A 24,208-nucleotide genomic window follows, 5' to 3' on the forward strand; every position below is an offset into this window, starting at 1 on the left:
GGTTTTCCCCGGAGGCAGTCGATGGCGCAGCAAGGTCGTTGGGTGGCGGTTGCCTGCCTGGTGCTGGCCATGGCCCTGTGGGGCAGTTCCTTCATCGCCCTCAAGCTCGCCTTCCGCGAGGTCGCGCCCATGTGGGTGATCTTCGCGCGCATGGCCCTGGGCAGCCTGATCTTCCTGCTCGCCTGGCGCTGGCGCGGTGACTGCGATCCACGGCCTGGCGACTGGAAATACTTCCTTGGCCTGGCCGCCTGCGAACCCTGCCTGTACTTCATCTTCGAAGCCCTGGCCCTGCAGCACACCAGCGCCGCCCAGGCGGGCATGATCACCGCGCTGCTGCCCCTGCTGGTGGCCGTCGGCGCCTACGTCTTCCTCCGTGAACGCATCACCCGCACCACCCTGGCGGGCTTCCTCCTGGCGGTGGCCGGTGCGGTGTGGCTGAGCCTGGCCAGCGAGGCGGACCCCCACGCCTCGGCGCCCCTGCTGGGCAATTTCTACGAATTCCTCGCCATGGTCTGCGCCACCGGCTACACCCTGCTGCTCAAGCACCTGTCGGCGCGCTATTCGGTGTTCCTGCTGACGGCGATGCAGGCCTTCATCGGCGCGCTGTTCTTCCTGCCGGTGGCGGCGCTCTCGGCGCCCCTGCCCGAAGCGCCCAGCGCGCTGGCCATCGGCGCCATGGTCTACCTGGGCGTGGTCGTCACCGTCGGCGCCTATGGCCTGTACAACTTCGGTGTGGGCCGCCTGCCGGCCAGCCAGGCGTCGGGGTTCATCAACCTGATTCCGGTGTTCACCCTGATCTTCGCCATGCTCCTGCTGGATGAGCGCCTCAGCCCCATGCAGCTGGGCGCTGCCGCCCTGGTGTTCGCCGGGGTGGCCCTGAGCCAATGGCGCAACGCTCCGCCGGCCCCCGCCGGCATCCTGGATTGAGAAGAGGCTGACATGAACGACCCCCGCACCTGGACCCAGGAAGCCATCCGCATCATCGAGGCGGACTTCCAGCGCAGTGCCGACACCCACCTGATCCCCCTGTCGCTTCCCGGCCTGCCGGGCATCGAGCTGTACTTCAAGGACGAGTCGAGCCACCCCACCGGTAGCCTCAAGCACCGGCTGGCGCGCTCGCTGTTCCTCTATGCCCTGTGCAACGGCTGGCTCAGGGCGGGCGCGCCGGTGATCGAGGCGTCCAGCGGCTCGACGGCGATCTCCGAAGCCTATTTCGCCCGCCTGCTGGGGTTGCCCTTCATCGCCGTGATGCCCGCCACCACCTCGCCGGAGAAGATCGCCCAGATCGCCTTCTACGGCGGCAGGAGCCACCTGGTGAACGACCCGACGCAGATCTACGCCGAGTCCGAGCGCCTGGCCCGCGAGAGCGGCGGCCACTTCATGGACCAGTTCACCTACGCCGAGCGCGCCACCGACTGGCGGGCCAACAACAACATCGCCGAGTCGATCTTCCAGCAGATGCGCCACGAGCACTTCCCCGAGCCGGCCTGGCTGGTCTCCAGCCCCGGTACCGGCGGCACCCTGGCGACCCTGGGCCGTTACGTGCGCTATCGCCAGCACTGCACCCGGGTGTTCTGCGCCGACGCCGAACGCTCGGTGTTCTTCGACAGCTACCGCAGTGGCGACCGCAGCCTGACCCTGGAGCTGGGGTCGCGCATCGAGGGCATCGGCCGTCCCCGGGTGGAGGCCTCCTTCCTGCCCCAGGTGATCGATGCCATGGCCAAGGTGCCCGATGCCCTGTCCCTGGCCGCCATGCACTACCTGGCCCAGCGCCTGGGCCGGCGTGTGGGCGGTTCCAGCGGCACCAACCTGGTGGGCGCATTGCTGGTGGGCCTGCGTATGGTCGCGGCGGGGGAGAAGGGCTCGGTGGTGGCGATCCTCTGCGATGGCGGCGAGCGCTACGCCACCACCTATTACGACGACGCCTGGCTGCAGTCCCAGGGCTACACCCTGGAGCCCCTGGTGGCGGCCATCGCCGCCTGCGCGGAGCAAGGCGCGGCGTTGCCCGACTCGATCCAGGTGGCGGGCCTGTGAGCCTGGATGACGGCGTGCAGCTGCGCACCGCGCGGGCTGGGGATATCGAGGCGATGGCCGCCTTCATCTTCGAGCACGGCCCCAACCCCTGGAATTTCCTCCCGGAAGACGAAGTGCGCGAGCACCTGGCGGGGATCGCCGATGGCCGCGTGCAGGCGTTGCTGGCCGAGGAGCGGGGCGTGCTGGCCGGTTTCATCACCTTCTACTTCAGCACCGGCTTCGCCGAGCACCAGGAGGCTGGCCGCGATGACTCGCCCCGCGCCTATGTCTGCGAGGCGGTGGTGCACCGCGAGTTGGCCGGGCGCGGCTTGGGCTCGCGCATGCTGCGGGCAGTGGTCGAGCGCCTGGCGGAGCAGGGCGTGGGGGATGTCTATATCGAGCGTCACGAAGAGAACGCGGGCTCGGCAGGGATGATGCGCAAGGCGGGCTTCCGCGAGCTGCGCACCTTCGATGACCCGCAGCGCCGTGCCACCGGTTCGCGGCGCACGACGCTCTGTCACCTGCGGCTGGACTGAGGCTTAGCGCTCCAGCCAGGCCAGCATCACGTCCAGCATGCGGTTGGCGAAGGCCCATTCGTTGTCGTACCAGGCCAGCACCTTGACCAGGTCGCCCTGCACGCGGGTGTGGGCGAGGTCCGCCACGCAGGACACCGGGTGGCCGTTGAAGTCCACGGACACCAAGGCCTCTTCGTTGCACTCCATCACCCCCGCAGGCATGCGCGCGGCTCCTTCGCGCAGGGCGGCGTTGACCGCCTCGCGGGTGGCCGGGCGCTCGGCGATGAAGCTCAGGTCCACCAGCGATACGTTGGGCGTCGGCACCCGCACCGCCATGCCGTCCAGGCGTCCGGCCAGCTCGGGGATGACCAGGCCGATGGCCCGCGCCGCCCCGGTGGCGGTGGGGATCATCGACAGGGCGGCGGCGCGGGCGCGGTAGAGATCGTCGTGGGTCTTGTCCAGCAGGTTCTGGTCGTTGGTGTAGGCGTGCACCGTGGTCACCAGGCCGCTGCGGATGCCGAATGCCTGGTGCAGCACCTGGGCCAGGGGCGCCAGGCAGTTGGTGGTGCAGGAGGCATTGGAAACGATGCGCTGCTCGCCTAGCAGCCCATGGTTGACGCCGTAGACCAGGGTCAGGTCGGCGCTGTCCAGCGGGTGGGAGAGCAGCACCCGGGGGGCGCCAGCGGCGAGGTGGCGTTCCACCTGTTCGCGGCTCTTCATGCGGCCGGAGCATTCCACCACCAGGTCCACGCCCAGCTCGCTCCAGGGCAGGCGTACCGGGTCGCTCTGGGCGAGCAGGCGGATGGATTGCAGGCCGATGTCCATGCAGTCGCCGTTGAGCTTCACGGGGCAGGCGAAGCGGCCGAAGGTGGAGTCGAAGCGGGTCAGGTGGGCGAGGGTGGTGGCGTCGCCGAGGTCGTTGATCGCCTCGATCCGTACGCGGGCGTCGAGGCCCCGTTCGAAGAGGGCGCGGACCAGGGCGCGGCCGATGCGGCCATATCCGTTCAATGCGATGCGCAGCATGTCGTTCTCCTTGTGCTTGTCCATGGACAAGCTTAGGAGGTCGCCGCCGGTGGCGCGCCCCGACCGCCCGGTTATGGCGGCCGAGTGTGCAGCGGGAAAGCGGCCCGGCCGGGGTCGGCCGGGCAGGGGCTCACTCGTTGCGCGAGCCGCCGAAGTAGGCGCAGCCACGCAGGGGCTTGCCGTCCAGGCGCAATTCGGCGGTCAGGTGCTGCACCGAGCCGCTCATGGCGTCGACGCAGCGCTGCGGGGCGACCCAGAGCTCCACGCGCTTGCCGTTGGCTTCGCTGGTGAGGTTGAAGCGGCCGTCGGGCAGCTGTTCTTCCATGTAGGGCAGGGCGACGGGCTCCTGGCCGAGCTGCTCCAGCACCAGGCCCTTGGCGTTGACGTTGATGTTCCACTCCGGCTCGTGGCCGCTGGCGCGCAGCAGCAGGCGCTTGAAGTTGAGGTCTTCGCAGCCATGGCCTTCGCGCTGCAGGCGATAGAGCTGGGTGACGTCCATCTGGCCGTCGGCGCCCTTGCTGGCGCCGAGGTTGCCGCGCAGGTCGACGAACAGCGGGCCGGGGCCATCGTCCAGCAGGGTGGCGGCTTCCTGGAGGATGCCGGTGGCGCCGCTGTCGGCGACCACGAAGCGGCGCTGCTCGGAGCAGGGGCGGAACAGCAGATGGCCGGCGTCGGCGCTCAGCTCACCCTGGGTGCGTGGCGCCAGGGGCGCGGGTGCGTCTTCGGTGGCGAGCATCTGGCAGCCGGCGAAGAGGGGGAGCAGACTGAAAAGCAGTGGACGGACAACGCGCATCGGTGGGCCTCCTGAAGGGAGCGGCCACGTTACCGGGGCGCCTCGGTGATCTCAAGGGCGGGGAAGCAGGATGATCCAGTGCAGGCGGGTGTACGAGGAGAAGCGGGACGACGACGGCCAGCGGGTGCTGGTGGACCGGCTGTGGCCCCGGGGCTGCCGCAAGGAGGCGCTGGGGCTCGACGCCTGGTTACGCGAGGTGGCGCCTTCGGCCGAGCTACGCCGGGACTTCTGCCACGATCCGGCGCTGTTCGAGGAGTTCCGCCTGCGCTATCGCGGTGAGCTGGCCACCCACCCCGAGCATTGGCAGGGGCTGCTGCAGATGGCCCGGCAGGGCACCCTCACGCTGCTCTTCGCCGCCCGCGAGGAGCAGGCCAACAACGCCCGGGTGCTGGCCGAGTTCCTCGAGGAGGAACTGGACCGCGAAGGCCCGTCCAGCTCGCCGGTGTGTTACGCCGGCGAGGCTTGAGCCTTACCAGACGCGGTACACCTGGCCGGTCTGCGCGCCCTCGGCGCTCTTCGCATAGGCCAGGGCGGCGACGGCGGCCGGCACGGCCTTGTAGCCACGGAAGAAGGGGCCGTAGGAGGGCAGGGCCTCTTCGATCACCGTGGGGCTGACGCTGTTGATGCGCAGGCCGCGGGGCAGCTCGATGGCGGCGCTTTTCACGAAGCTGTCGAGGGCACCGTTGACCATGCTCGCCGAGGAGCCGGCGCGGATCGGGTCGTCGCTGAGCACGCCCGAGGTGAGGGTGAAGGAGGCGCCGTCGTTGGCGAACTCGCGGCCGATCAGCACCAGGTTCACCTGGCCCATCAGCTTGTCCGCCAGGCCCACGGCGAACTGCGCCTCGCCCATTTCCGCCAGCGCGCCGAAGTGCACCTTGCCGGTGGCGCTGATCAGCGCATCGAAGCGGCCGGTCTGCTCGAACAGGCGGCGGATCGACGCGGCGTCGCGGATGTCCACCTGGAAGTCGCCGCTGCTGTGGCCGACGCGGATGATCTCGTGGCGCTCCTTGAGCTCGTTGTCGATGGCCTGGCCGATGGTGCCGCTGGCGCCGATGAGGATGATCTTCATGGGTTCGATTCCTGCGTGTGTGGATGACTGAAGCCAGTGTAGAGTCGCTTTTGTTGTCGATAATCCAGGCAATCGGAAACCTGTGGTTCTCATATGGAAACAGTGAGGGGCTCCCATGAGCGAGATGGATGACCTGGCGGCCTTCGCCGTGCTGTTGGAGGCGGGCAGCTTCACCCGCGCCGCCGAGCGCCTGGGCTGCAGCAAGGGGCAGTTGTCCAAGCGCATGCGCCAGCTGGAGCAGGGCCTCGGCGCTACCCTGCTGCATCGCACCACGCGACGGCTGGACCTGACCGCCGCCGGCGCCGCGCTGCTGCCCGAGGCCCAGGCGCTGCTGGCCCAGGCCACCCGGGCGCGCCAGGCGGTGCAGCGCCTGCAGGAGGACATCAGTGGGCGGGTGCGCATCACGGTGCCGGTGTCCCTGGGGGAGACCTTCTTCGATGCCCTGCTGCTGGAGTTCACCCGTCGCTACCCCGAGGTGCGGGTGGAGCTGGACCTGAGCAACAGTTACCGCGACCTGGTCACCGAGGGCTACGACCTGGGAGTGCGCTCCGGCCCGCACCTGGACGAGCGCCTGGTGGCGCGGCCGCTGTTCTCCCTGGAGGAGATCACCTGCGCCGCGCCCGCGTACCTGGCCCGCCATGGCGAGCCCCAGGCACCGGCGGACCTGGCCGGGCACCAGTGCCTGCTCAACACCCATTACGCCGGCTTTGAAGAATGGCTCTACCACCGCCAGCGCCAGCTGGAGCGGGTCAGCGTGGCCGGCAACCTGGCGAGCAACCACTACAGCCTGTTGAAGAAGGCGGCGCTGTCCGGTGCCGGTATCGCCCGCTTGCCGTCCTACATGCTCCATGACGAACTGGCCGACGGCCGCCTGCAGTGGCTGTTGCGTGGCTACCAGACCCGGCAATCACCGGTGTTCCTCGTGCACCCCTACCAGGGCGGCCTGCCACGCCGCACCCAGGTGCTGATGGCGTACCTGCTGGACTGGTTCGAGCGCAGCCGCCAGGCGCTGGACAGGTTGGGGCTGTAGAGGGCTCCTGCTCAGCATGGGTTTCGCTGCGCTCGCGGAACGCCGCCCGACCCATCCTACGTCTGAGAAACCCAACGCAGCGGGGCTGGACAGTGCGATGTCGGGCCTCGTTGCGCTCGGCGCCAACCTGCGGCACGGCTCCCGGCCTTTGTTTCCGGCACCAATGAAAACGGCCCCGAAAGGGGCCGTTGTCGTATTGCAGCGGGGATCAGCCGCCCAGGTAGGCGTCGCGCACCTTGGGGTCGGTGAGCAGTGCTTCGCCGGTACCTTGCATGACGATGCGACCGTTCTCCAGCACGTAGCCGCGGTCGGCGAGCTTGAGCGCCTGGTTGGCGTTCTGCTCGACGAGGAACACGGTCACGCCATCACGGCGCAGCTGTTCGATGATGTCGAAGATCTGCTGGATGATGATCGGCGCCAGGCCCAGGGAGGGTTCGTCGAGCAGCAGCAGTTGCGGCTTGCTCATCAGCGCGCGGCCGATGGCGAGCATCTGCTGTTCGCCACCGGACATGGTGCCGGCGCGCTGCTCGAAGCGTTCCTTGAGGCGCGGGAAGAGGCCGAGGATCTTGTCCATCTGCTCGTCGTAATCACCCTTGGGCGTGAAGAAACCGCCCATGGCCAGGTTCTCCTCGACGGTCAGGCGGGCGAACACGCGGCGGCCTTCCGGCACCACCGCGATGCTCTTGCGCATGATGTCGCTGGATTCCTGGCCGACCAGTTCCTCGCCCAGGTAGCGGATGCTGCCGCTGGCGGCGCGCGGCGAGCCGCAGAGGGTCATCAGCAGGGTCGACTTGCCGGCACCGTTGGCGCCGATCAGGGTGACGATCTCGCCCTTGCTCACTTCCATGCTGACGTCGTGCAGCGCCTGGACCTTGCCGTAGAAGGTGGAAACCTTGTCGAAACTCAGCATGGCTCAGGCCTCCCCCAGATAGGCTTTGATCACATCCGGGTTGCTGCGGATCTGCTCCGGCGTACCGTCGGCCAGGGGGGTGCCCTGGTTGATCACGTAGATATGGTCGGAAATGCTCATCACCAGGTGCATGTCGTGCTCGATCAGCAGCACGGTGACGTTGTACTCGTTGCGCAGCAGGGCGATCAGGGCCTTGAGGTCCTCGGTCTCGCGCGGGTTGAGGCCGGCGGCCGGCTCGTCGAGCATGAGGATGCGCGGGCGCGTCATCATGCAGCGGGCGATTTCCAGGCGACGCTGCTGGCCGTAGGCGAGGGTACCCGCCGGGCGGTTGGCGACGTCGGTCAGGTTGACCTGCTCCAGCCAGTGCGCGGCGTAGTCCATGGCCTCGCGCTCGCTCTTGCGGAAGCCCGGGGTCTTGAACAGGCCGGCCAGGAAATTGGTGTTGAGGTGACGATGCTGGGCGACCAGCAGGTTCTCGACAGCGGTCATTTCCTTGAACAGGCGGACGTTCTGGAAGGTACGCACCACGCCCTTGCGGGCGATCTTGTGGCCCGGCAGGCCTTCGATCTGCTCACCGTCGAGGCGGATGCTGCCGCCGGTGGGCTGGTAGAAGCCGGTCAGGCAGTTGAACACGGTGGTCTTGCCGGCGCCGTTCGGGCCGATCATCGAGACCACCTGTTTTTCTTGGACGGACAGTGCCACGCCGTTGACGGCCAGGAGGCCGCCGAAACGCATGGAAAGGCCGCTTACTTCCAGGATCGGGCGGCTCATCACTTCAGCTCCAGGTGGGGACGTTGCATGGGCAGCAGGCCCTGCGGACGCCAGATCATCATCAGCACCATCAGGGCGCCGAACATCAGCATGCGGTACTCGTTGAATTCACGGGCGAGTTCCGGCAGCAGGATCATCACGATCGCGGCGAGGATGATCCCCAGCTGCGACCCCATGCCACCCAGCACGACGATGGCGAGGATGATCGCCGACTCGATGAAGGTGAAGGACTCCGGGGTCACCAGGCCTTGGCGCGCGGCGAAGAAGCTGCCGGCGAAACCGGCGAAGCAGGCGCCCAGGGTGAATGCGGAGAGCTTGATGATGGTGGGGTTCATGCCCAGTGCGCGGCAGGCGATCTCGTCTTCACGCAGCGCTTCCCAGGCACGGCCGATGGGCATGCGCAGGAGGCGGTTGATCACGAACAGGGTCAGCAGCACCAGCAGCAGGGCGATCAGGTAGAGGAACACCACCTTGTTCACCGAGTTGTAGGCAATGCCGAAGTACTCGTGGAAGGTCTGCATGCCTTCGGCCGCGCGGCGCTCGAAGGAGAGGCCGAACAGGCTCGGCTTCTCGATGTTGCTGATGCCGTTGGGGCCGCCGGTGATCTCGGTGAGGTTGCGCAGGAGAATGCGGATGATCTCGCCGAAGCCAAGGGTCACGATGGCCAGGTAGTCACCGCGCAGGCGCAGCACCGGGAAGCCGAGGATGAAGCCGAAGAAGGCCGCCATCAGGCCGGCGATCGGCAGGCATACCCAGAAGCCCAGGCCGTAGTAGTGCGACAGCAGCGCGTAGCTGTAGGCGCCCACGGCGTAGAAGCCCACGTAGCCCAGGTCCAGCAGGCCGGCGAGGCCGACCACGATGTTCAGGCCGAGGCCGAGCATCACGTAGATCAGGATCAGGGTGGCGATGTCCACCGCGCCGCGGGAGCCGAAGAACGGCCAGGCGAGGGCGACCACCACCAGGCCGAGGATGATCCAGCGCTGGGTGGAGGGCAGGGTGAGGAAGTTGCTGGTCTTGCTGGAGAGCTTCGGCAGCTTCGGCGCGTTTTCCAGGGCACTCGTCAGGCGGGTGCGGAACAACTGCCAGAAGAACATGGCGATGGCGCAACCGGCGATGGTCCAGAGCACGGCGGGGCTGGCGCCCTGCACCTGCAGGCTGATGCCCACGGTGCTGAGCTTCAGGCCCATCACCGGGTAGGCGACGGCCAGCACCAGCAGCGCGCTGAAGAACGCGGTCTTGAGGGATTTCTGGGTGATCATACTTTTTCGACCTCCGGACGACCGAGGATGCCGGTGGGTCGGAACAGCAACACCAGGACCAGCAGGCTGAAGGCCACCACGTCCTTGTACTGGTCACCGAAGATGTCGGCGCCGAAGGCTTCGGCCACGCCGAGGACCAGGCCGCCGAGCATGGCGCCCGGGATGCTGCCGATGCCGCCGAGTACCGCAGCGGTGAAGGCCTTGATGCCGGCGAGGAAGCCCAGGTGCGGGTTGATCACGCCGTACTGCATGCCCAGCAGCACCGCGGCGACGGCGGCCAGGGTGGCGCCGATGACGAAGGTGAGGGCGATGATGTTGTTGGTGTTGATCCCCAGCAGGTTGGCCATGCGGATGTCTTCCGCGCAGGCGCGGCAGGCACGGCCGAGGCGCGAGCGGGAGATGAACATGGTCAGGCCCATCATCACCAGGAAGGTGACGACGAAGATCAGCACCTGCATGTACGAGATGGTCACCCCGTTCATGGTGCTTTCACCGAACACGAAGTTCCCCGGAATCAGGTTGGGGATGGCTTTGTCCTTGGAGTCCTGCGCGAGTAACACCTCGTTCTGCAGGAATATCGACATGCCGATCGCGGAGATCAGCGGAATCAGCCGGTTGCTGCCGCGCAGCGGGCGATAGGCCACCCGTTCGATGCTGTAACCGTAGGCACTGGCGACGATGATGCTGGCGGAGAAGGCCGCGATCATGACGATGGGCAGGCTGTCGATGCCGAACATGGTGAGTCCGGCGATTACGATGAAGGCCACGTACGAGCCAATCATGTAAACCTCGCCATGGGCGAAGTTGATCATGCCGATGATGCCGTAGACCATGGTGTAGCCGATGGCGATCAAGGCATAGGTGCTGCCAACGGTCAGGCCGTTAACCAGCTGTTGCAGGTAGTGATAGAGATCAGGCATTCCCCAACTCCTCGGGCATCACGTAAAGCGGCGCTTGTGGCGCAGCGGAGCCCGTAAAACTCGGATAAACAAAGCCCACTGCGGGTGCAGTGGGCTCTGGGCTTAAGGCGGGAAGCTTATTTGGCTTCGGTTTTGGTGCCGTCCTTGTGCCATTCGTAAACCACGAAGCTGAAGTCCTTCAGATCGCCCTTCTCATCGAAGGAGAGGTTGCCGGTGGGGGTGGCGAAGCTGTTGGCGCGCAGGGCTGCGGCCACTTTGGCGGTGTCGTCTTCGCCGGCTTTCTTGATGCCTTCGGCAATCACTTGCACGGCGGCGTAGGCCGGGAATACGAACGGGCCGGTGGGGTCTTCGTTCTTGGCTTTGAAGGCATCTACCAGGGCCTGGTTCTTCGGATCCTGGTCGAAGGATTTCGGCAGGGTGACCAGCAGGCCTTCGGAGGCCGGGCCGGCGATGGCCGAGATTTCCTTGTTGCCTACGCCTTCCGGACCCATGAAGCGGGCTTTCAGGCCTTTCTCAGCCGACTGGCGCAGCAGCAGGCCCAGTTCCGGGTGGTAGCCGCCGTAGTAGACGAAGTCGACGTTGGCTTGCTTCAGCTTGGCGATCAGGGCGGAGAAGTCCTTGTCGCCGGCGTTGATGCCTTCGAACAGGGCGACCTTGCCGCCTTTGGCTTCCAGGGTCTGCTTCACGGCAGTGGCGATGCCTTCGCCGTACTGCTGCTTGTCGTGGATAACGGCGACGGTCTTCGGCTTGATGTGGTCAGCGATGAAGTTGCCGGCGGTCGGGCCCTGCAGGCTGTCCAGGCCGATGGTGCGGAACACCAGCTGGTAGCCACGGGAGGTGATTTCCGGGCTGGTGGACGCCGCGGTGATCATCAGGATGCCTTCGTCTTCGTAGATGTCGGACGCGGGCTGAGTGGAGCTGGAGCAGAGGTGGCCAACAACGTATTTGACGCCGTCGTTGACAATCTTGTTGGCTACGGCGACCGCTTGTTTCGGGTCGCAGGCGTCGTCGTAGACCACGCCTTCCAGTTGAGCGCCGTTCACGCCGCCAGCCTTGTTGATCTGCTCGATCGCCATCTTGGCGCCGATGAATTGCATCTCACCGTACTGGGCAACAGCACCGGTCACCGGGCCGGCCAGGGCGATCTTGATGGTGTCGGCGGCTACGGAGTAGCTGGCAACACCGGCGAGGGCCATAGCGGCGAACAGTTTGGAAATCTGCTTGGTAGCCTTGTTCATAGTGCTCCACTCTTATGTTTTTCGTTGTTTTTGTCCTGATTGCCTACAGGACAGGGTCCTTTGAGCCACCCCGCCATATCCCGCGGCAACTGTACCGGTACAGTGTAGAGTGCCGATTTGCGGCTTGAAAAGCCGACACATGGGGGCGGAATGTTCCTATGTCGCTAAATCGCAACAAACGTATAGAAAAACGGCGTGCCCTGGAGTGAGCGGGAGGCGTCAGGCTGGACTTGTGAACAAGATGGCCGGCGTTATCATTGCCCGCCCTGCAACCGTTACCTTTCCACTCAGAGCAAGCCATGAACGATTCATCAAGCACCCTCTATGCCAAGCTGCTCGGCGAGACCGCCGCCATCACCTGGGAGGAGCTGCAGCCCTTCTTCGCACGGGGCGCGCTGCTCTGGGTCGAGGGCGCGGAGGATCTGGTCGGCGTCGCCCTGGCGGTGGCCGAGGACGACAAGCCCAAGGTGGCCCAGCTGCTGGGCGCCGGCAGCCTCGCCAAGGTCGAGGAGAGCCGTGCCGAGGACCTGCTGGCACGAAACCCGAAGCTGTGGGCCGTGGTGGTGGCGCCCTGGGTGCTGGTCCAGGAGCGCGACGAGGCGCCGACCCGGCACTGATCCCCTGGCATTCCCGCGCGGACGACTCCGTTCGGGAATGCCTCCCTGCTCGATCCCGCCTTTCTAATCCCCTGACCCTCCGCGCCCGATGCGATATTCGGGGGCATGTCCCGCATCCGGCGCCTGATCGGGCGCACTGCCAGCGTTCGAGCACCCGCTCAAGGACGGGCCTTGGGGGTTTTTATGCCCTTATATGGCGCGCAGTGTTACCCGTTGCCTCCTTGTGGTGCGTGGCGAGTGGTGGGCGGCACCCCTTTACCTTTTCCGGTGCGTGCACGCCTTGACCGTTGGGTTTAGATTGGGCTCCCCGTTTTTCCGGAGCCCTCCATGACCCTCCCCAGCATCGCCTTCGCCGGCATCGGCCTGATGGGCCTGCCCATGACCCGCCGCCTGCTCGCTGCCGGCTACCCGCTGTCGGTGTGGAACCGCAGCCCCGACAAATGCGCCCCTCTCGAAACCCTCGGCGCCCGCCGTGTCGACAGCCCCGCTGCACTTTGCGGCAGCGCCGATATCGTCATGCTCTGCCTGGCCGATACGGCGGTGGTGCGCGAGGTGGTCTTCGGCCCTGGCGGCATCGTCGAACGCGCGAAGCCCGGTCAGTTGCTGGTGGATTTCTCCAGCCTGGAGCCCGCCGCCACACGCGAGATGGCCGCCGAGTTGGAGCGCCGCACTGGCATGCGCTGGGTGGATGCGCCGGTCTCCGGTGGCACCCCCGGTGCCGAAGCCGGCACCCTGGCGATCATGGCCGGCGGCCGGGTGGAGGATGTCGAGCGGGTACGCCCGGTCCTCGCCCACCTCGGCCAGCGCCTGACGCGCATGGGCGATGTGGGTGCCGGCCAGGTGACCAAGGTGTGCAACCAGATGATCGTCGCCTGCAATGCCCTGGTGATCGCCGAAGTGGTGGCCCTGGCGGAAAAGTCCGGTGTCGATGCCAGCCTGCTGGCCCCGGCGCTGGCGGGTGGCTTCGCCGACTCCAAGCCGCTGCAGATCCTCGCGCCGCAGATGGCCGAGAGCCGCTTCGAGCCGATCAAGTGGCACGTACGCACCCTGCTCAAGGACCTGGACACCGCCGTCAAGCTGTCCCGCGAGGAGGGCAGCGCTACGCCCATGAGCGGCCTGGCCGCGCAACTGATGCGCCTGCACGGCAGCCAGGGCAACCTGGCGCGTGACCCGGCGACCCTGGTCGAGATGTACCGCGAGGAGCAGGCATGAAGATCGCCGCCAACCTGTCCATGCTGTTCACCGAGGTGCCGCTGATCGAGCGCATCGGCGTCGCCGCGCAGGCGGGCTTCGAGGCCGTGGAAATCCAGTTCCCCTACGAACTGCCGGCCGGCGAGCTGAAGGCTGCGCTGGAGCAGGCCGGCCTGCCGCTGTTGCTGATCAACCTGCCCGCCGCCGACCTGCTGCAGGGCGGCCCGGGCCTGGCGGCGGTGCCGTCGCGCCAGGACGAATTCGACGCCGCCCTACGCCAGGTCTACGCCTACGCGGCGGTGGTCAACCCGCTGTTCGTCAACGTGCTGCCCGGCCGCCTGGCCGAGGGGCTGGACCGCGACACCGCGCTGGCGACCCTGGTGGCCAACCTGCGCAAGGCCGCCGACACCCTGCACCCGCTGGGTATCCAGGTGCTGGCCGAGGCCATCAACCCCATCGACATGCCGGGCTTCCTGATCAACACGCCGGAGCACCTGGATGAGCTGGTGCGCGCCGTCGACCGGCCCAACTTCGCCGCCCAGTTCGACCTCTACCACATGGCCCGCCAGGGGCTGGACGTGGCCGCCGGCATCCGCCTGCTGGCCGGGCGCATCGGCCATGTGCAGTTCGCCGACAGTCCCGGCCGTGGCGAACCGGGCTCGGGGGCGACGGATTTCCCGCCCTTGCTCGATGCACTGGACGCGAGCGGCTACGCCGGCTGGCTGGCCGCCGAATACCGGTCGGGCAAGCCGACCGGGGAGTCGCTCGGCTGGTTGCCCGCGTTCAAGGCCCGCTGAGGGGCTCTGGGGTAGCGGGCCGGTTCACCGCTCCGTTCGGAGCGGGAGCCTGTGAGCAGGACGATTCGGCGGAAGTGTTGGATTGTCCTACATAAAGCTGGCGAATGTTCGCAGACAGGAACGGTGCGCAAGGTCTAGATTGCGGCTTACAAGCCCGGCAGGCGGTTTGCCTGGCAGATAACAACAATCGAGACCGACCCCATGCAGCCTTTGCAGCCTTCCCCCCAGGCGGCGAACGCCTGGCGCGTTCTGTTCCTGCTGTTCCTTGCGAACCTGTTCAATTTCTTCGACCGCACCATTCCGGCCATCATCATCGAGCCGGTGCGCCATGAGTGGAGCCTCAGCGACTTCCAGCTCGGCCTGATCGGCACGGCCTTCACCCTCGTCTATGCCATCGCCGGCCTGCCCCTGGGGCGCATGGCCGACACCGGCTCGCGCAAGAAGATCATGGGCTGGGGCCTGGCGGTGTGGAGCGGCCTGACGGCGGTCAACGCCCTGGCCTGGAACTTCTGGAGCTTCCTGCTGATCCGCATGGGCGTCGGCATCGGTGAGGCCAGCTACGCGCCAGCCGCCAACTCGCTGATCGGCGACCTGTTCCCGGCCAACAAGCGCGCCCGCGCCATGGGCATCTTCATGCTCGGCCTGCCGCTGGGCCTGGTGCTGGCCTTCTTCACCATCGGTGCCATGGTCCAGGCCTTCGGCAGCTGGCGCGCGCCCTTCGTCATCGCCGCCATCCCGGGGCTGATCCTGGCGCTGTTCATGTTCTTCATCAAGGAACCGGCCCGTGGCGCGGCGGAGTCGGTCAAGGTCGACCTTTCGCCTGTGGATAAACCCTTGCGCCGGGTCCTGGCCATCCGCACCTTCTGGTGGCTGACCCTGGCGGGCCTCACCTTCAACTTCGCCACCTACGCCTGCAACTCCTTCATGGTGCCGATGCTGCAACGCTACTTCCTGCTGCCGCTGCAGAGCGCGGCCGTGGCCACCGGGATTATCTGCGGCGTCACCGGGCTGATTGGCCTCACCGTCGGCGGCTGGCTGGCGGACAAGGCCCACGAGAAATCCGAGCGCGGGCGCCTGCTGCTGGCCACCGGCAGCATGCTGGTCGCCACCCTCGCCACCGGCTTCGCGCTGTTCTCCGGGCGCATCGAGATCGGCCTGTTCGTGGGCGTGTTCAGCATCGGCTGGCTGTTCGCCTACACCTTCTATACCTGCGTCTACACCGCCATCCAGGACGTGATCGAACCGCGCCTGCGGGCCACCGCCATGGCGCTGTTCTTCGCCGGCCTCTACCTGCTCGGCGGCGGCCTCGGCCCGGTGGTCGTAGGCCTGCTCTCCGACCACTTCGCCCACGCTGCGATGTACGCCGCCGGTGCCAGCGAGATGACCGAGCAGTTCAAGGCCATCGGCCTGCACGACGCCATGTACCTGATCCCCGTGGCCCTGGGCCTGACCATGCTGGCGCTGTTCCAGGCCGCCCGCTGCTTCGGCCGCGATGCCCGCAGCATGCGTGCGGGGCTGGAGACGGGCAGCGTCAACGCGGTGCCGGCCTGAGGAATTCGTCTTTTGGATGAGGGCGGCGTTCCCTGAATGCCGTCTAGCCGGCGTGGGAGCGAATTCATTCGCGATGAACCCTGGCGCAAGGCCTCTCCTGTAACTCCGCTCGATGGGTTTCGCTTCGCTCTACCCATCCTACGAGCTGACCAGCCTACAGGCGCCGAAGCGGTTATGTAGGGCAAAGAAAAAGCGCGCCGAAGCGCGCTTTTTCATTTCCCGAGAACCTCGATCAACCCGCTACCAGCACGCGGATCGCCTCCAGGCGCAGGGCGGCTTTTTCCATCAGCGCCAGGCCGTCGTCACGCTGCTTGCGCAGGGCGTCGATCTCGCTGTCGCGGACGCTGGGGTTGACGGCCTTGAGGGCGATCATGCGCGCCAGCTCCTCGTCCAGCTCGGCGGTCAGGCGTTTCACCGCATCGGCCACGCGGGCTTCGTGACGCGGGCGGATCTTCGCTTCGGCGGCGTGGATCTGGGCCGAGAGCACATCGCGCTGGGCCTGGACGAACTTGTTGGCGCTGCCGCGCGGCACGCTTTCCAACTGGTCGTTGAGGGTGTCGAAGGCGACCTTGCTGGCCAGGTCGTTGCCGTTGGCGTCGAGCAGGCAACGCAGGGCGGCCGGCGGCAGGTAGCGGCCCAGCTGCAGGGAGCGGGGTGCCACCACTTCGCTGACGTAGAGCAGTTCCAGCAACACGGTGCCGGGTTTCAGCGCCTTGTTCTTGATCAGCGCCACCGAGGTGTTGCCCATGGAGCCGGACAGCACCAGGTCCATGCCGCCCTGCACCATGGGGTGTTCCCAGGTGAGGAACTGCATGTCCTCGCGGGACAGCGCCTGGTTGCGGTCGTAGGTGATGGTCACGCCTTCGTCGTCGCCCAGGGGGAAGCCGGCGTCGAGCATCTTCTCGCCCGGCTTGAGCACCAGGGCGTTCTCGGAGTGGTCCTCGCTGTCGATGCCGAAGGCGTCGAACAGGGCTTCCATATAGATGGGCAGGGCGAACTCGTCGTCCTGCTCGTGGATGGCTTCCACCAGGGCCTGGCCTTCGCCGGTGCCGCCGGAGTTGAGTTCCAGCAGGCGGTCGCGGCCGGCGTGCAGTTCGCCTTCCAGGCGCTTGCGCTCGGCCTCGGCCTCGTCCACCAGGGCCTGCCATTGCTCGTCGTCACCGCCGTCCAGCAGCGGCAGCAGGCGCGGGCCGAACTGGTGCTGCAGGGCGTTGCCGGTGGGGCAGGTGGCGAGGAAGGCGTTGAGGGCCTGGTTGTACCACTGGAACAGGCGCTCTTGCGGGCTGGTTTCCAGGTAGGGCACGTGCAGCTGGATGGTGTGCTTCTGGCCGATACGGTCGAGACGGCCGATGCGCTGTTCCAGCAGGTCCGGGTGGGCCGGCAGGTCGAACAGCACCAGGTGATGGGAGAACTGGAAGTTGCGGCCTTCGCTGCCGATCTCGGAGCAGATCAGCACCTGGGCGCCGAACTCCTCGTCGGCGAAGTAGGCCGCTGCACGGTCGCGCTCGAGAATGCTCATGCCTTCATGGAACACGGTGGCGGGGATGCCGGAGCGCACGCGCAGGGCATCTTCCAGGTCCAGGGCGGTCTCGGCGTGGGCGCAGATCACCAGCACCTTGAACTTCTTGAGCATCTTCAGGGTGTCGATCAGCCACTCGACGCGGGGGTCGAAGCGCCACCAGCGCTCGGCTTCATCACCGCTTTCCTGCTGCGCCTGGAAGCTGACTTCCGGGTACAGGTCGGGGTGCTCGCCCACCGGCAGCTCCATGTATTCCACGGGGCTCGGCAGCGGATAGGGGTGCAGGTTGCGCTCGGGGAAGCCCTGCACGGCGGCGCGGGTGTTGCGGAACAGCAGGCGGCCGGTGCCGTGGCGGTCCAGCAGCTCGCGCACCAGGCGCGCAGCGGCTTCGCTGTCGCCATCGGTGACGGCGGCCAGCAGGGCTTCGCCTTCGGCACCGAGGAAGCCGGAGATGGTGGCGTGGGCGCCGGGGGACAGGCGGCCCTGGTCCAGCAGCTCCTGCACGGCTTCGGCGATCGGCTTGTAGTTGGCGCTTTCGGCGCGGAAGGCTTCCAGGTCATGGAAGCGCGCCGGGTCGAGCAGGCGCAGGCGGGCGAAGTGGCTGTCCTGGCCCAGTTGTTCCGGGGTAGCGGTGAGCAGCAGCACGCCGGGGATGACCTCGGCCAGTTGCTCCACCAGGCGGTATTCATCGCTGGCCTGTTCCGGGTGCCAGACCAGGTGGTGGGCTTCGTCCACCACCAGCAGGTCCCAGCCGGCGGCGAAGGCGGCGTCCTGGGCCTTCTCGCTGTCCTTCAGCCACTCCAGGGAGACCAGCGCCAGTTGCGCGTCCTCGAAGGGGTTGCTGGCGTCACTCTCGAGGAAGCGCTCGGCGTCGAACAGGGCGACCTGCAGGTTGAAGCGGCGGCGCATTTCCACCAGCCACTGGTGCTGGAGGTTCTCCGGCACCAGGATCAGCACGCGGTTGGCGCGGCCCGAGAGCAGCTGGCGATGGATCACCAGGCCGGCCTCGATGGTCTTGCCCAGGCCCACTTCGTCCGCCAGCAGTACGCGCGGGGCGACGCGGTCGGCCACTTCACGGGCGATATGCAGCTGGTGGGCGATGGGTTGTGCGCGGGCGCCGCCCAGGCCCCAGAGGGAGGACTGCAGCAGGCGGCTCTGGTGTTGCAGGGTGTGGTAGCGCAGGCCGAACCAGTTCATCGGGTCGATCTGCCCGGCGAACAGGCGGTCGCTGGCCAGGCGGAACTGGATGAAGTTGGAGAGCTGGGTTTCCGGCAGGGTGCGTTCTTCGTGCTGCGCGGTGAGGCCGTGATAGACCAGCAGGCCGTCGATGTCGTCGACTTCCTGGACGGTCAGCTTCCAGCCGTCGAAGTGGGTGATCTCGTCGCCCGGCGCGAAGCGCACGCGGGTCAGGGGCGCATTGCGCAAGGCGTACTGGCGGGTTTCGCCCGTGGCCGGGTAGAGCACTGTAAGCAGGCGTCCATCCGATGCCAGGATGGTCCCGAGCCCCAGTTCCGCTTCGCTGTCACTGATCCAGCGTTGCCCCGGTTGGTACTGCTGCGCCATGCGTCTCTCCCACCATGCAAAAAAGCCGGCAAGTTTAACGGAACGCCGTGCCAAGAGCGACGGGACTTGCGCTCCATATGTCTGTTGCAGTGTAGCGAGCGGCGCTAAAGTAGTGACTCGCCCTGCCGACAGGCTGATCAGAGGAGGGCCAAAACCATGTTGCCGCCTATACCCCATAGCCTGGTGCCCGTGACCGCCCAGCAGGACGTGATCAAGCCGCGCCCGGACATACCGCCCGTCACCCCGGCGACGGAAAGCTCCGAGGAGAGCGCCATCGGCCTGGACCGGCGCCACCCCCAGGAGGCCGAGGAACTGCTTCGCGAGGAGCAGCGCCGCCGCCAGCGCCGTGGCTACACCGCCGAAGAGATCGCCGAGGGCGATGTCGAGCAGGCCGACGAAGCAGTGATCGAGCAGCTCCCGCGCCAGGGGCTGTGGGTGGATGTGGAAGTCTGAGGCGCGCATGATCCCCTGCCCGCACCTGATCGGTTGACCCCGTGGACCTGTTCGACGACATCCCCCTGGACCTGCCCGACGCCCACCTGCGTTACGAACCCCATTGGCTGGCCGCCGAAGAAGCCGACGAATGGCTGGCCCGGCTGCGCGAAGAAACCCCCTGGGAGCAACCCAGCGTCCACCTGCATGGCCGCGACTACCCGGTGCCCCGCCTGCTGGCCTGGTACGGCGACCCCGAGGCCGGCTACCGCTACTCTGGCCTGGTGCACCGGCCGCTGCCCTGGACGCCGCTGCTGGCGCAGATTCGCGAGCGCCTGCAGCAGACCGTCGGCCAGCCGCTCAACGGCGCGCTGCTCAACTACTACCGCGACGGCCAGGATTCCATGGGCTGGCACAGCGACGACGAGCCTGAGCTGGGCCGCGACCCGCTTATCGCTTCGCTCAACCTCGGCGGAACTCGGCGTTTCGACCTGCGTCGTAAGGGCAGTGGGCGCATCGAGCATTCATTGCAGCTCGGCCATGGCGCGCTGCTGGTCATGAGCGGCCCGACACAGCATCATTGGCAGCATCAGGTGGCGAAGACCCGCAGCCCTTGCGACCCTCGCCTGAATCTCACCTTCCGCTGGATCCGTTCATGAGCAATGACGAGAAACTGGTCGATTTCGGCGCCGAGCGTGACAAACGCATCCATGACCTGCACGAGAAACGCCTGAACGATGTGCGCAATGCCTTCGAGCAGGCCATGCCCCTGGGCAAGTCGAAAAAGCCGCGCAAGCCGAAAAAACGCTGAAACCCTCCGCTGTACCCCCCCTTTAAATTGACCTGGATCAGTTCCCCAACGGCCTTGCCGGTGGGGCTCTGCGCCTATTGATCCAGATCAATTTCCCCTTCCCGGTGCGGGCTTACCTTTGACCCATCGAAACACGGAACGCCACAAGAGAAGGAGGCACTCAAATGTTCATCGATGTAGTGGTTCTCGCCGGTATCGGGACCGTAGGTCTGATGGTCGCCTTCCTTGGAGGGTTCGGATATTTCATCTGGAAGGACTCCCACAAGCGCAACAAGAAGGCTTGAGTTCACCAGGTTCACAGGCACGCAAGGCACCTCGGGCGACTTCGGTCGCCCTTTTTTTCGTCCACGATTTTTACCCCGTGATGCTCCACGCCTTCACGTAGGGCGGGTGAAACCCGCGCGCGCTCTTGCTCCTACGGCTACGTATGAAACCGCGAGGTCCTCCGTAGCCCGGGCTTCAGCCCGGGACACCCACCCCACAGGGCCCAGGCCCGCCTCTCAATCCAGCCGCTTGTGCACCCGTGATACGGCGACGCCGAGCATCACCGCGGTGAAGGCCACCAGCGCCGCCATCTCCATCCATAACTCGGCCAGCGTGGCGCTGCGCAGCATGATGCCCCGCGCCAGGCGCAGGAAGTGGGTGAGCGGCAGCACCTCGGCGATCCACTGGGCGACGCGCGGCATGCCGGCGAAGGGGAACATGAAGCCCGACAGCAGTATCTGCGGCAGGAAGGTGAAGAAGGCCATCTGCATCGCCTGGAACTGGCTCTGCGCCAGGGTGGAGATGAACACGCCCAGGGTCAGGCTGGCGAAGATGAACAACAGCGCCGCCGCGTAGAGCGCCAGCAGCGAACCGCGCACCGGCACCTCGAACAGCAGCAGGCCGACGATGAGGATCACCGTCACCTGCACCAGGCCGATGCCGACGAAGGGCAGCACCTTGCCGATGGTCAGCTCCCAGGGCGAGACCGGCGTGGTGATCAGCATCTCCATGTTGCCGCGCTCCCGTTCGCGCACCAGGGCGATGGCGGTGAACAGCACCATGGTCATGGTCAGGATCACCCCGATCAGCCCCGGCACCGTGTTCAGCGGTGCCAGGCGCTCCGGGTTGTAGAAGTTCACCACCGACATCGCCTGGTTGCTGCGCCAGCCCTCCAGGGGGAAGCCCGCCAGTTGCCGGGCCGAGGCCTGCACCACCTGGTCGGAGCCATCCACCACCAGTTGCAGCGGCGGGCGCTCCGGGTCCTGGCGCTGGACGCGCGCCTCGAAATCCCGGGGAATCACCAGTGCGGCGCTGATGCGCCCGGCGCGCAGCAACTGGTCGATCTCCTGGGGGCTGCCCAGGTGGTAGCGGAAGTTCACCACCTGGCTGGAGCCGATCTCCGCCACCGCCTCGCGGGAGCGGGCGGTGTTGGCCTGGTCGAGCACCGCGGCGTCGAGGCCGCGCACATCCATGTTGATGGCGTAGCCGAACAGCACCAGCTGCATGATGGGGATGCCGACGATCATGGCGAAGGTCAGGCGGTCGCGACGCAACTGGCGCAGCTCCTTGAGGACGATGGCGCCCAGGCGGTGCAGGTTCATCACTTGGCCTCCGCTTTCTGCAGCGGCTGGTGGGTGACGGTGACGAAGACGTCCTCCAGGTTCGGCTCGGTTTCCTTCACCTCGGCCTCCACACCCTGCTCGGCCAGGCGCCGGGCGATGCGTTCATGGGCATCGGCCTCGGCGCTGAGCACCCGCAGCGAGGCGCCGATCTGAGCCATGGCGATCACCTCTTCGGCGCCCTGCAGCGCACGTTGCGCCTGGCGTGGCTGCGCGCATTCGATCAGCAGCGGGTGGCCGGGCAGGGCGCTCATCAGCTCGGCCGGGCTGCCATCGGCTACCAGGCGCCCGGCGTCGAGGATGCCCAGGCGCGTGCAGCGCTCGGCTTCGTCCATGTAGTGGGTGGACACCAGCAGCGTGGTACCGGCCTCGGCCAGCTCGAACAGCGAATCCCAGAATTCCCGGCGTGATTGCGGGTCCACCGCGCTGGTGGGTTCGTCGAGCAGCAGCAGGTCGGGCTTGTGCAGCACCGCGCCAGCCAGCGCCAGGCGTTGTTTCTGGCCGCCGCTGAGAGTGCCGGCGAGCTGCTTGCGGCGGTCCGCCAGCCAGTAGCGCTCCAGCAGTTCATCGATGCGCTGGCGCCCTTCGTTGCGGGGCAGGCCCTGCACGGCGGCGAGGAATTCCAGGTTCTCGCCGATGGTCAGGTCTTCGTAGAGGGAGAACTTCTGCGTCATGTAGCCGATGCGTCGCTTCAGCGCCTCGGCGTCGCGGGGGATCTGGCAGCCGAGCACCTCGATCTCGCCTTCGCTGGGCAGCAGCAGGCCGCAGAGCATGCGGATGGTGGTGGACTTGCCGCAGCCGTTGGGGCCGAGGAAGCCGAACACCTCGGCGCGGTTCACCTGGAGGTTGAGCCCGTCCACCGCCGCCAGCTGGCCGAAGCGCTTGGTCAGGCCCCGCGCGCGGATCACCGCCTCACCGTCACTCATCGCCCGGGCGCTCTGCATGCAGCGGCAGGCCGGCGGGCAGGCGCGCGGCGGCCTCGCCCTCCAGCACCAGTTCGGCGCGGTACACCAGGCGGCTGGCGTCGCTGCCGGTCAGGGCGTAGTAGGGGGTGAAGCTGGCCTCGCTGGCGATGCTGCGCACCCGCCCGCTGAACAGGCCGTCGACGCCCTCGATGCCCACCTGCAGGCGGTCGCCGATGGCGATGTGCGGGCGCAGCGGCGCGGGGATGAACAGTCGCGCATAGGGCGTCTCGCCCACCAGCAGGCTGGCCACCTCGGCATTGGCCGGTGGCTGGTCACCGGGGCGGAAGGGCAGGGCGTCGACCCGGCCGGCGCGGGGGGCGCGTATGTCCAGGTGCTCGCGGTCCACCTGCAGGCGCGCCAGCTCGGCACGGGCCGTCTGCAGCTCGGCATCGGCCTGGGCCAGTTGTTCCGGGCGGGTGCCGTTGGTGAGTTCGCGCAACTGCGCATCGGCGTTCTTCACCGCCGCATCGGCCTGGTCGCGGCTGGCGCGGGCGCGGTCACGTTCAGCGATGGCCACCTGGCCTCGCGCATAAAGGGCGGCGACCCGCTGGTAATTGCGCCCGGCTTCGGTGGCATCGGCGCGGTTGCGCACCAGGGTGGCGCGGGCGGCGTCGATGCTTTCCTGGCGTGCGCCGTTGCTCAGCTCATCCAGGCGCGCCTGGGCCTGGGCCACCTGGCCCCGTGCCTGGTCGAGGCGGGCGTCGAGGCGACGCGGGTCCAGCTCCAGCAGCAGTTGCCCGGCCTGCACCGAATCGCCTTCGGCCACCTTCCAGTCGAGGATGGTTTCCGAGGCCTCGGCGGGCACGCCGATCCGGTCCCACTCCAGGGTGCCGAGCAGCGGTTCGCTGTCGCGGCGATCGCAACCGCTCAACAGGGCCAGGCAAAGCAGGCCGGGAATGAAGGTGCGGGCGGTCATGGCGATACCTCCAGGCCGCGTTCGAGCAGGGCCAGGGTGTGGTTGACCAGGGCATCGTTGCCGATCTCCGGGTTGGCAAAGATGCCGCGCCAGAGCGGCGCTGCCGCGTGGGGCAGCATGGTCAGGCCGATCAGTGAGACCACCAGCAGACGCGGGTCGAGGTCCTTGTTGAGGGCGCCGCGCCCTTGGGCGGCGGCGAAGCGCTGGGCCAGCAGCACCGGGATCAGCGGGGCGATGCGCTGGGGCAGCTGCTCGCGCAGCACACCGCCTTCGCAGAGGATCTCGCGCACCCACAGCGGTGGAATCCAGGGGTGCTCTTCCACCGTGGCGCTGATGCCGCGCACGAACAGGCGCACCAGTTCCAGGGGATCGTCGCCGGCCTCTTGCAGGCGCGCGGCCAGGGTGCGGATCAAGGGCAGGAAACGCTCCTCCACCACCGCATCCACCAGGCGCTGCTTGTTGCCGAAGTAGTAATTGACCATCGCCGGCGTCACCCCGGTGCTCTGGGCGATGCCGCGCAGGCTGCTGGCATTGATGCCCTGGTGGGCGAAGGCGTCGCAGGCGGTGTCCAGCAGGCGTTCACGCTGCTGGGCTTCACCGCTGGGGCGTCCGGGGGCGCGGGGAGTGGTCATGGGGCTGTCCTGGGAGGCGATGGAAATTATTTAAATACTCATTTAATTAATTTTCAATGGGCAGTTTCA

Annotated in this window: 26 protein-coding genes; 13 read left to right on the forward strand and 13 right to left on the reverse strand. The window is 67.1% G+C overall.

What is annotated here, in order from left to right:
- Window positions 1-21: 21 nt before the first annotated feature.
- Genes PI990_RS08160 through PI990_RS08170 form a run of 3 tightly spaced genes read left to right on the forward strand, consistent with a single transcriptional unit; the run spans window position 22 to window position 2,549 of the window.
- Window positions 22-927 carry a DMT family transporter gene (locus tag PI990_RS08160; protein WP_021219229.1) on the forward strand — a complete coding sequence of 302 codons (906 nt, stop codon included), beginning with the start codon at window positions 22-24 and terminating at the stop codon, window positions 925-927.
- A 12-nt stretch (window positions 928-939) separates the two neighbouring features.
- Window positions 940-2,034, forward strand: coding sequence for a PLP-dependent cysteine synthase family protein (locus PI990_RS08165; protein ID WP_271660327.1), 1,095 nt, complete (start codon window positions 940-942; stop codon window positions 2,032-2,034).
- Between the two features lie 53 nt (window positions 2,035-2,087).
- Complete coding sequence (locus tag PI990_RS08170; protein ID WP_271661276.1) at window positions 2,088-2,549, forward strand: GNAT family N-acetyltransferase; 462 nt, start codon at window positions 2,088-2,090, stop codon at window positions 2,547-2,549.
- A gap of 3 nt (window positions 2,550-2,552) precedes the next feature.
- Here PI990_RS08170 and gap read toward each other — a convergent pair whose 3' ends face one another.
- Both gap and PI990_RS08180 read right to left on the reverse strand, forming a co-directional pair.
- The gene (gap, locus tag PI990_RS08175; RefSeq protein WP_271661277.1) at window positions 2,553-3,551 is read right to left on the reverse strand and encodes a type I glyceraldehyde-3-phosphate dehydrogenase; all 999 of its coding nucleotides are present in this window, start codon (window positions 3,549-3,551) and stop codon (window positions 2,553-2,555) included.
- Window positions 3,552-3,681: 130 nt separating this feature from the next.
- Window positions 3,682-4,344, reverse strand: coding sequence for a COG3650 family protein (locus PI990_RS08180; protein ID WP_021219233.1), 663 nt, complete (start codon window positions 4,342-4,344; stop codon window positions 3,682-3,684).
- A 70-nt stretch (window positions 4,345-4,414) separates the two neighbouring features.
- Here PI990_RS08180 and PI990_RS08185 point away from each other — a divergent pair, with 70 nt between their 5' ends.
- A complete protein-coding gene (locus PI990_RS08185) occupies window positions 4,415-4,810 on the forward strand; it encodes a DUF488 domain-containing protein (RefSeq protein WP_271660328.1) in 396 nt (131 codons plus the stop codon).
- Between the two features lie 3 nt (window positions 4,811-4,813).
- On the opposite strand, the gene PI990_RS08190 is transcribed toward PI990_RS08185, so the two are convergent.
- On the reverse strand, window positions 4,814-5,413 hold the full coding sequence (locus PI990_RS08190) for a short chain dehydrogenase (RefSeq protein ID WP_043242784.1): 600 nt from the start codon (window positions 5,411-5,413) through the stop codon (window positions 4,814-4,816).
- Window positions 5,414-5,528: 115 nt separating this feature from the next.
- Here PI990_RS08190 and PI990_RS08195 point away from each other — a divergent pair, with 115 nt between their 5' ends.
- Window positions 5,529-6,443 carry a LysR family transcriptional regulator gene (locus PI990_RS08195; RefSeq protein WP_271660329.1) on the forward strand — a complete coding sequence of 305 codons (915 nt, stop codon included), beginning with the start codon at window positions 5,529-5,531 and terminating at the stop codon, window positions 6,441-6,443.
- Window positions 6,444-6,651: 208 nt separating this feature from the next.
- Here PI990_RS08195 and PI990_RS08200 read toward each other — a convergent pair whose 3' ends face one another.
- From PI990_RS08200 to PI990_RS08220, 5 genes are all read right to left on the reverse strand, one after another.
- Complete coding sequence (locus tag PI990_RS08200) at window positions 6,652-7,353, reverse strand: ABC transporter ATP-binding protein (protein ID WP_021219237.1); 702 nt, start codon at window positions 7,351-7,353, stop codon at window positions 6,652-6,654.
- 3 nt (window positions 7,354-7,356) lie between these two features.
- On the reverse strand, window positions 7,357-8,124 hold the full coding sequence (gene livG / locus PI990_RS08205; protein ID WP_021219238.1) for a high-affinity branched-chain amino acid ABC transporter ATP-binding protein LivG: 768 nt from the start codon (window positions 8,122-8,124) through the stop codon (window positions 7,357-7,359).
- Window positions 8,124-9,383, reverse strand: a complete 1,260-nt coding sequence (locus tag PI990_RS08210) for a high-affinity branched-chain amino acid ABC transporter permease LivM (protein ID WP_021219239.1) — start codon at window positions 9,381-9,383, stop codon at window positions 8,124-8,126. Before PI990_RS08210 ends, livG begins: the two co-directional genes overlap by 1 nt.
- Window positions 9,380-10,303: a high-affinity branched-chain amino acid ABC transporter permease LivH gene (gene livH / locus PI990_RS08215; RefSeq protein WP_021219240.1), complete on the reverse strand. Its 924-nt coding sequence runs from the start codon at window positions 10,301-10,303 to the stop codon at window positions 9,380-9,382. The genes PI990_RS08210 and livH overlap by 4 nt, the downstream gene beginning before the upstream one ends.
- A 116-nt stretch (window positions 10,304-10,419) precedes the next feature.
- Window positions 10,420-11,541 (reverse strand): branched-chain amino acid ABC transporter substrate-binding protein, encoded by a 1,122-nt coding sequence (locus PI990_RS08220; RefSeq protein ID WP_021219241.1) that lies wholly within the window; start codon window positions 11,539-11,541, stop codon window positions 10,420-10,422.
- A 299-nt stretch (window positions 11,542-11,840) separates the two neighbouring features.
- Here PI990_RS08220 and PI990_RS08225 point away from each other — a divergent pair, with 299 nt between their 5' ends.
- From PI990_RS08225 to PI990_RS08240, 4 genes are all read left to right on the forward strand, one after another.
- A complete protein-coding gene (locus tag PI990_RS08225; RefSeq protein ID WP_021219242.1) occupies window positions 11,841-12,158 on the forward strand; it encodes a DUF2288 domain-containing protein in 318 nt (105 codons plus the stop codon).
- Window positions 12,159-12,485: 327 nt separating this feature from the next.
- A complete protein-coding gene (locus tag PI990_RS08230) occupies window positions 12,486-13,370 on the forward strand; it encodes an NAD(P)-dependent oxidoreductase (RefSeq protein WP_184491406.1) in 885 nt (294 codons plus the stop codon).
- Complete coding sequence (locus PI990_RS08235) at window positions 13,367-14,146, forward strand: hydroxypyruvate isomerase family protein (protein WP_271660330.1); 780 nt, start codon at window positions 13,367-13,369, stop codon at window positions 14,144-14,146. The genes PI990_RS08230 and PI990_RS08235 overlap by 4 nt, the downstream gene beginning before the upstream one ends.
- 210 nt (window positions 14,147-14,356) lie before the next feature.
- Complete coding sequence (locus PI990_RS08240) at window positions 14,357-15,697, forward strand: spinster family MFS transporter (RefSeq protein WP_043242830.1); 1,341 nt, start codon at window positions 14,357-14,359, stop codon at window positions 15,695-15,697.
- A 232-nt stretch (window positions 15,698-15,929) separates the two neighbouring features.
- Here the strand turns inward: PI990_RS08240 and rapA are convergent, their stop codons facing one another.
- A complete protein-coding gene (gene rapA / locus PI990_RS08245) occupies window positions 15,930-18,779 on the reverse strand; it encodes an RNA polymerase-associated protein RapA (protein ID WP_021219246.1) in 2,850 nt (949 codons plus the stop codon).
- A 156-nt stretch (window positions 18,780-18,935) separates the two neighbouring features.
- Between rapA and PI990_RS08250 the strand changes: the two genes are divergently transcribed.
- The 4 genes from PI990_RS08250 (at window position 18,936) to ccoM (ending at window position 20,306) form a co-directional block, all read left to right on the forward strand.
- Window positions 18,936-19,232, forward strand: coding sequence for an aspartate-semialdehyde dehydrogenase (locus tag PI990_RS08250; protein ID WP_271660331.1), 297 nt, complete (start codon window positions 18,936-18,938; stop codon window positions 19,230-19,232).
- Window positions 19,233-19,273: 41 nt separating this feature from the next.
- Window positions 19,274-19,870, forward strand: coding sequence for an alpha-ketoglutarate-dependent dioxygenase AlkB family protein (locus PI990_RS08255; protein WP_043242776.1), 597 nt, complete (start codon window positions 19,274-19,276; stop codon window positions 19,868-19,870).
- Complete coding sequence (locus PI990_RS08260; RefSeq protein WP_021219249.1) at window positions 19,867-20,022, forward strand: hypothetical protein; 156 nt, start codon at window positions 19,867-19,869, stop codon at window positions 20,020-20,022. The genes PI990_RS08255 and PI990_RS08260 overlap by 4 nt, the downstream gene beginning before the upstream one ends.
- Window positions 20,023-20,186: 164 nt before the next feature.
- Window positions 20,187-20,306: a cytochrome c oxidase subunit CcoM gene (gene ccoM / locus PI990_RS31440; RefSeq protein WP_021219250.1), complete on the forward strand. Its 120-nt coding sequence runs from the start codon at window positions 20,187-20,189 to the stop codon at window positions 20,304-20,306.
- A 216-nt stretch (window positions 20,307-20,522) separates the two neighbouring features.
- Here the strand turns inward: ccoM and PI990_RS08265 are convergent, their stop codons facing one another.
- From PI990_RS08265 to PI990_RS08280, 4 genes are read right to left on the reverse strand one after another with little or no spacing between them, the layout of a single operon-like run.
- Window positions 20,523-21,608, reverse strand: a complete 1,086-nt coding sequence (locus PI990_RS08265; RefSeq protein WP_265167878.1) for an ABC transporter permease — start codon at window positions 21,606-21,608, stop codon at window positions 20,523-20,525.
- Complete coding sequence (locus PI990_RS08270) at window positions 21,608-22,552, reverse strand: ABC transporter ATP-binding protein (RefSeq protein ID WP_271660332.1); 945 nt, start codon at window positions 22,550-22,552, stop codon at window positions 21,608-21,610. Before PI990_RS08270 ends, PI990_RS08265 begins: the two co-directional genes overlap by 1 nt.
- The gene (locus PI990_RS08275; protein WP_271660333.1) at window positions 22,545-23,507 is read right to left on the reverse strand and encodes an HlyD family secretion protein; all 963 of its coding nucleotides are present in this window, start codon (window positions 23,505-23,507) and stop codon (window positions 22,545-22,547) included. Before PI990_RS08275 ends, PI990_RS08270 begins: the two co-directional genes overlap by 8 nt.
- The gene (locus tag PI990_RS08280; RefSeq protein WP_021219254.1) at window positions 23,504-24,139 is read right to left on the reverse strand and encodes a TetR/AcrR family transcriptional regulator; all 636 of its coding nucleotides are present in this window, start codon (window positions 24,137-24,139) and stop codon (window positions 23,504-23,506) included. The genes PI990_RS08275 and PI990_RS08280 overlap by 4 nt, the downstream gene beginning before the upstream one ends.
- Between the last annotated feature and the right edge of the window lie 69 nt (window positions 24,140-24,208).

It is taken from the genome of Pseudomonas sp. TUM22785 (assembly GCF_028198105.1).
GTDB classification, from domain to species: Bacteria; Pseudomonadota; Gammaproteobacteria; order Pseudomonadales; family Pseudomonadaceae; genus Metapseudomonas; species Metapseudomonas solani.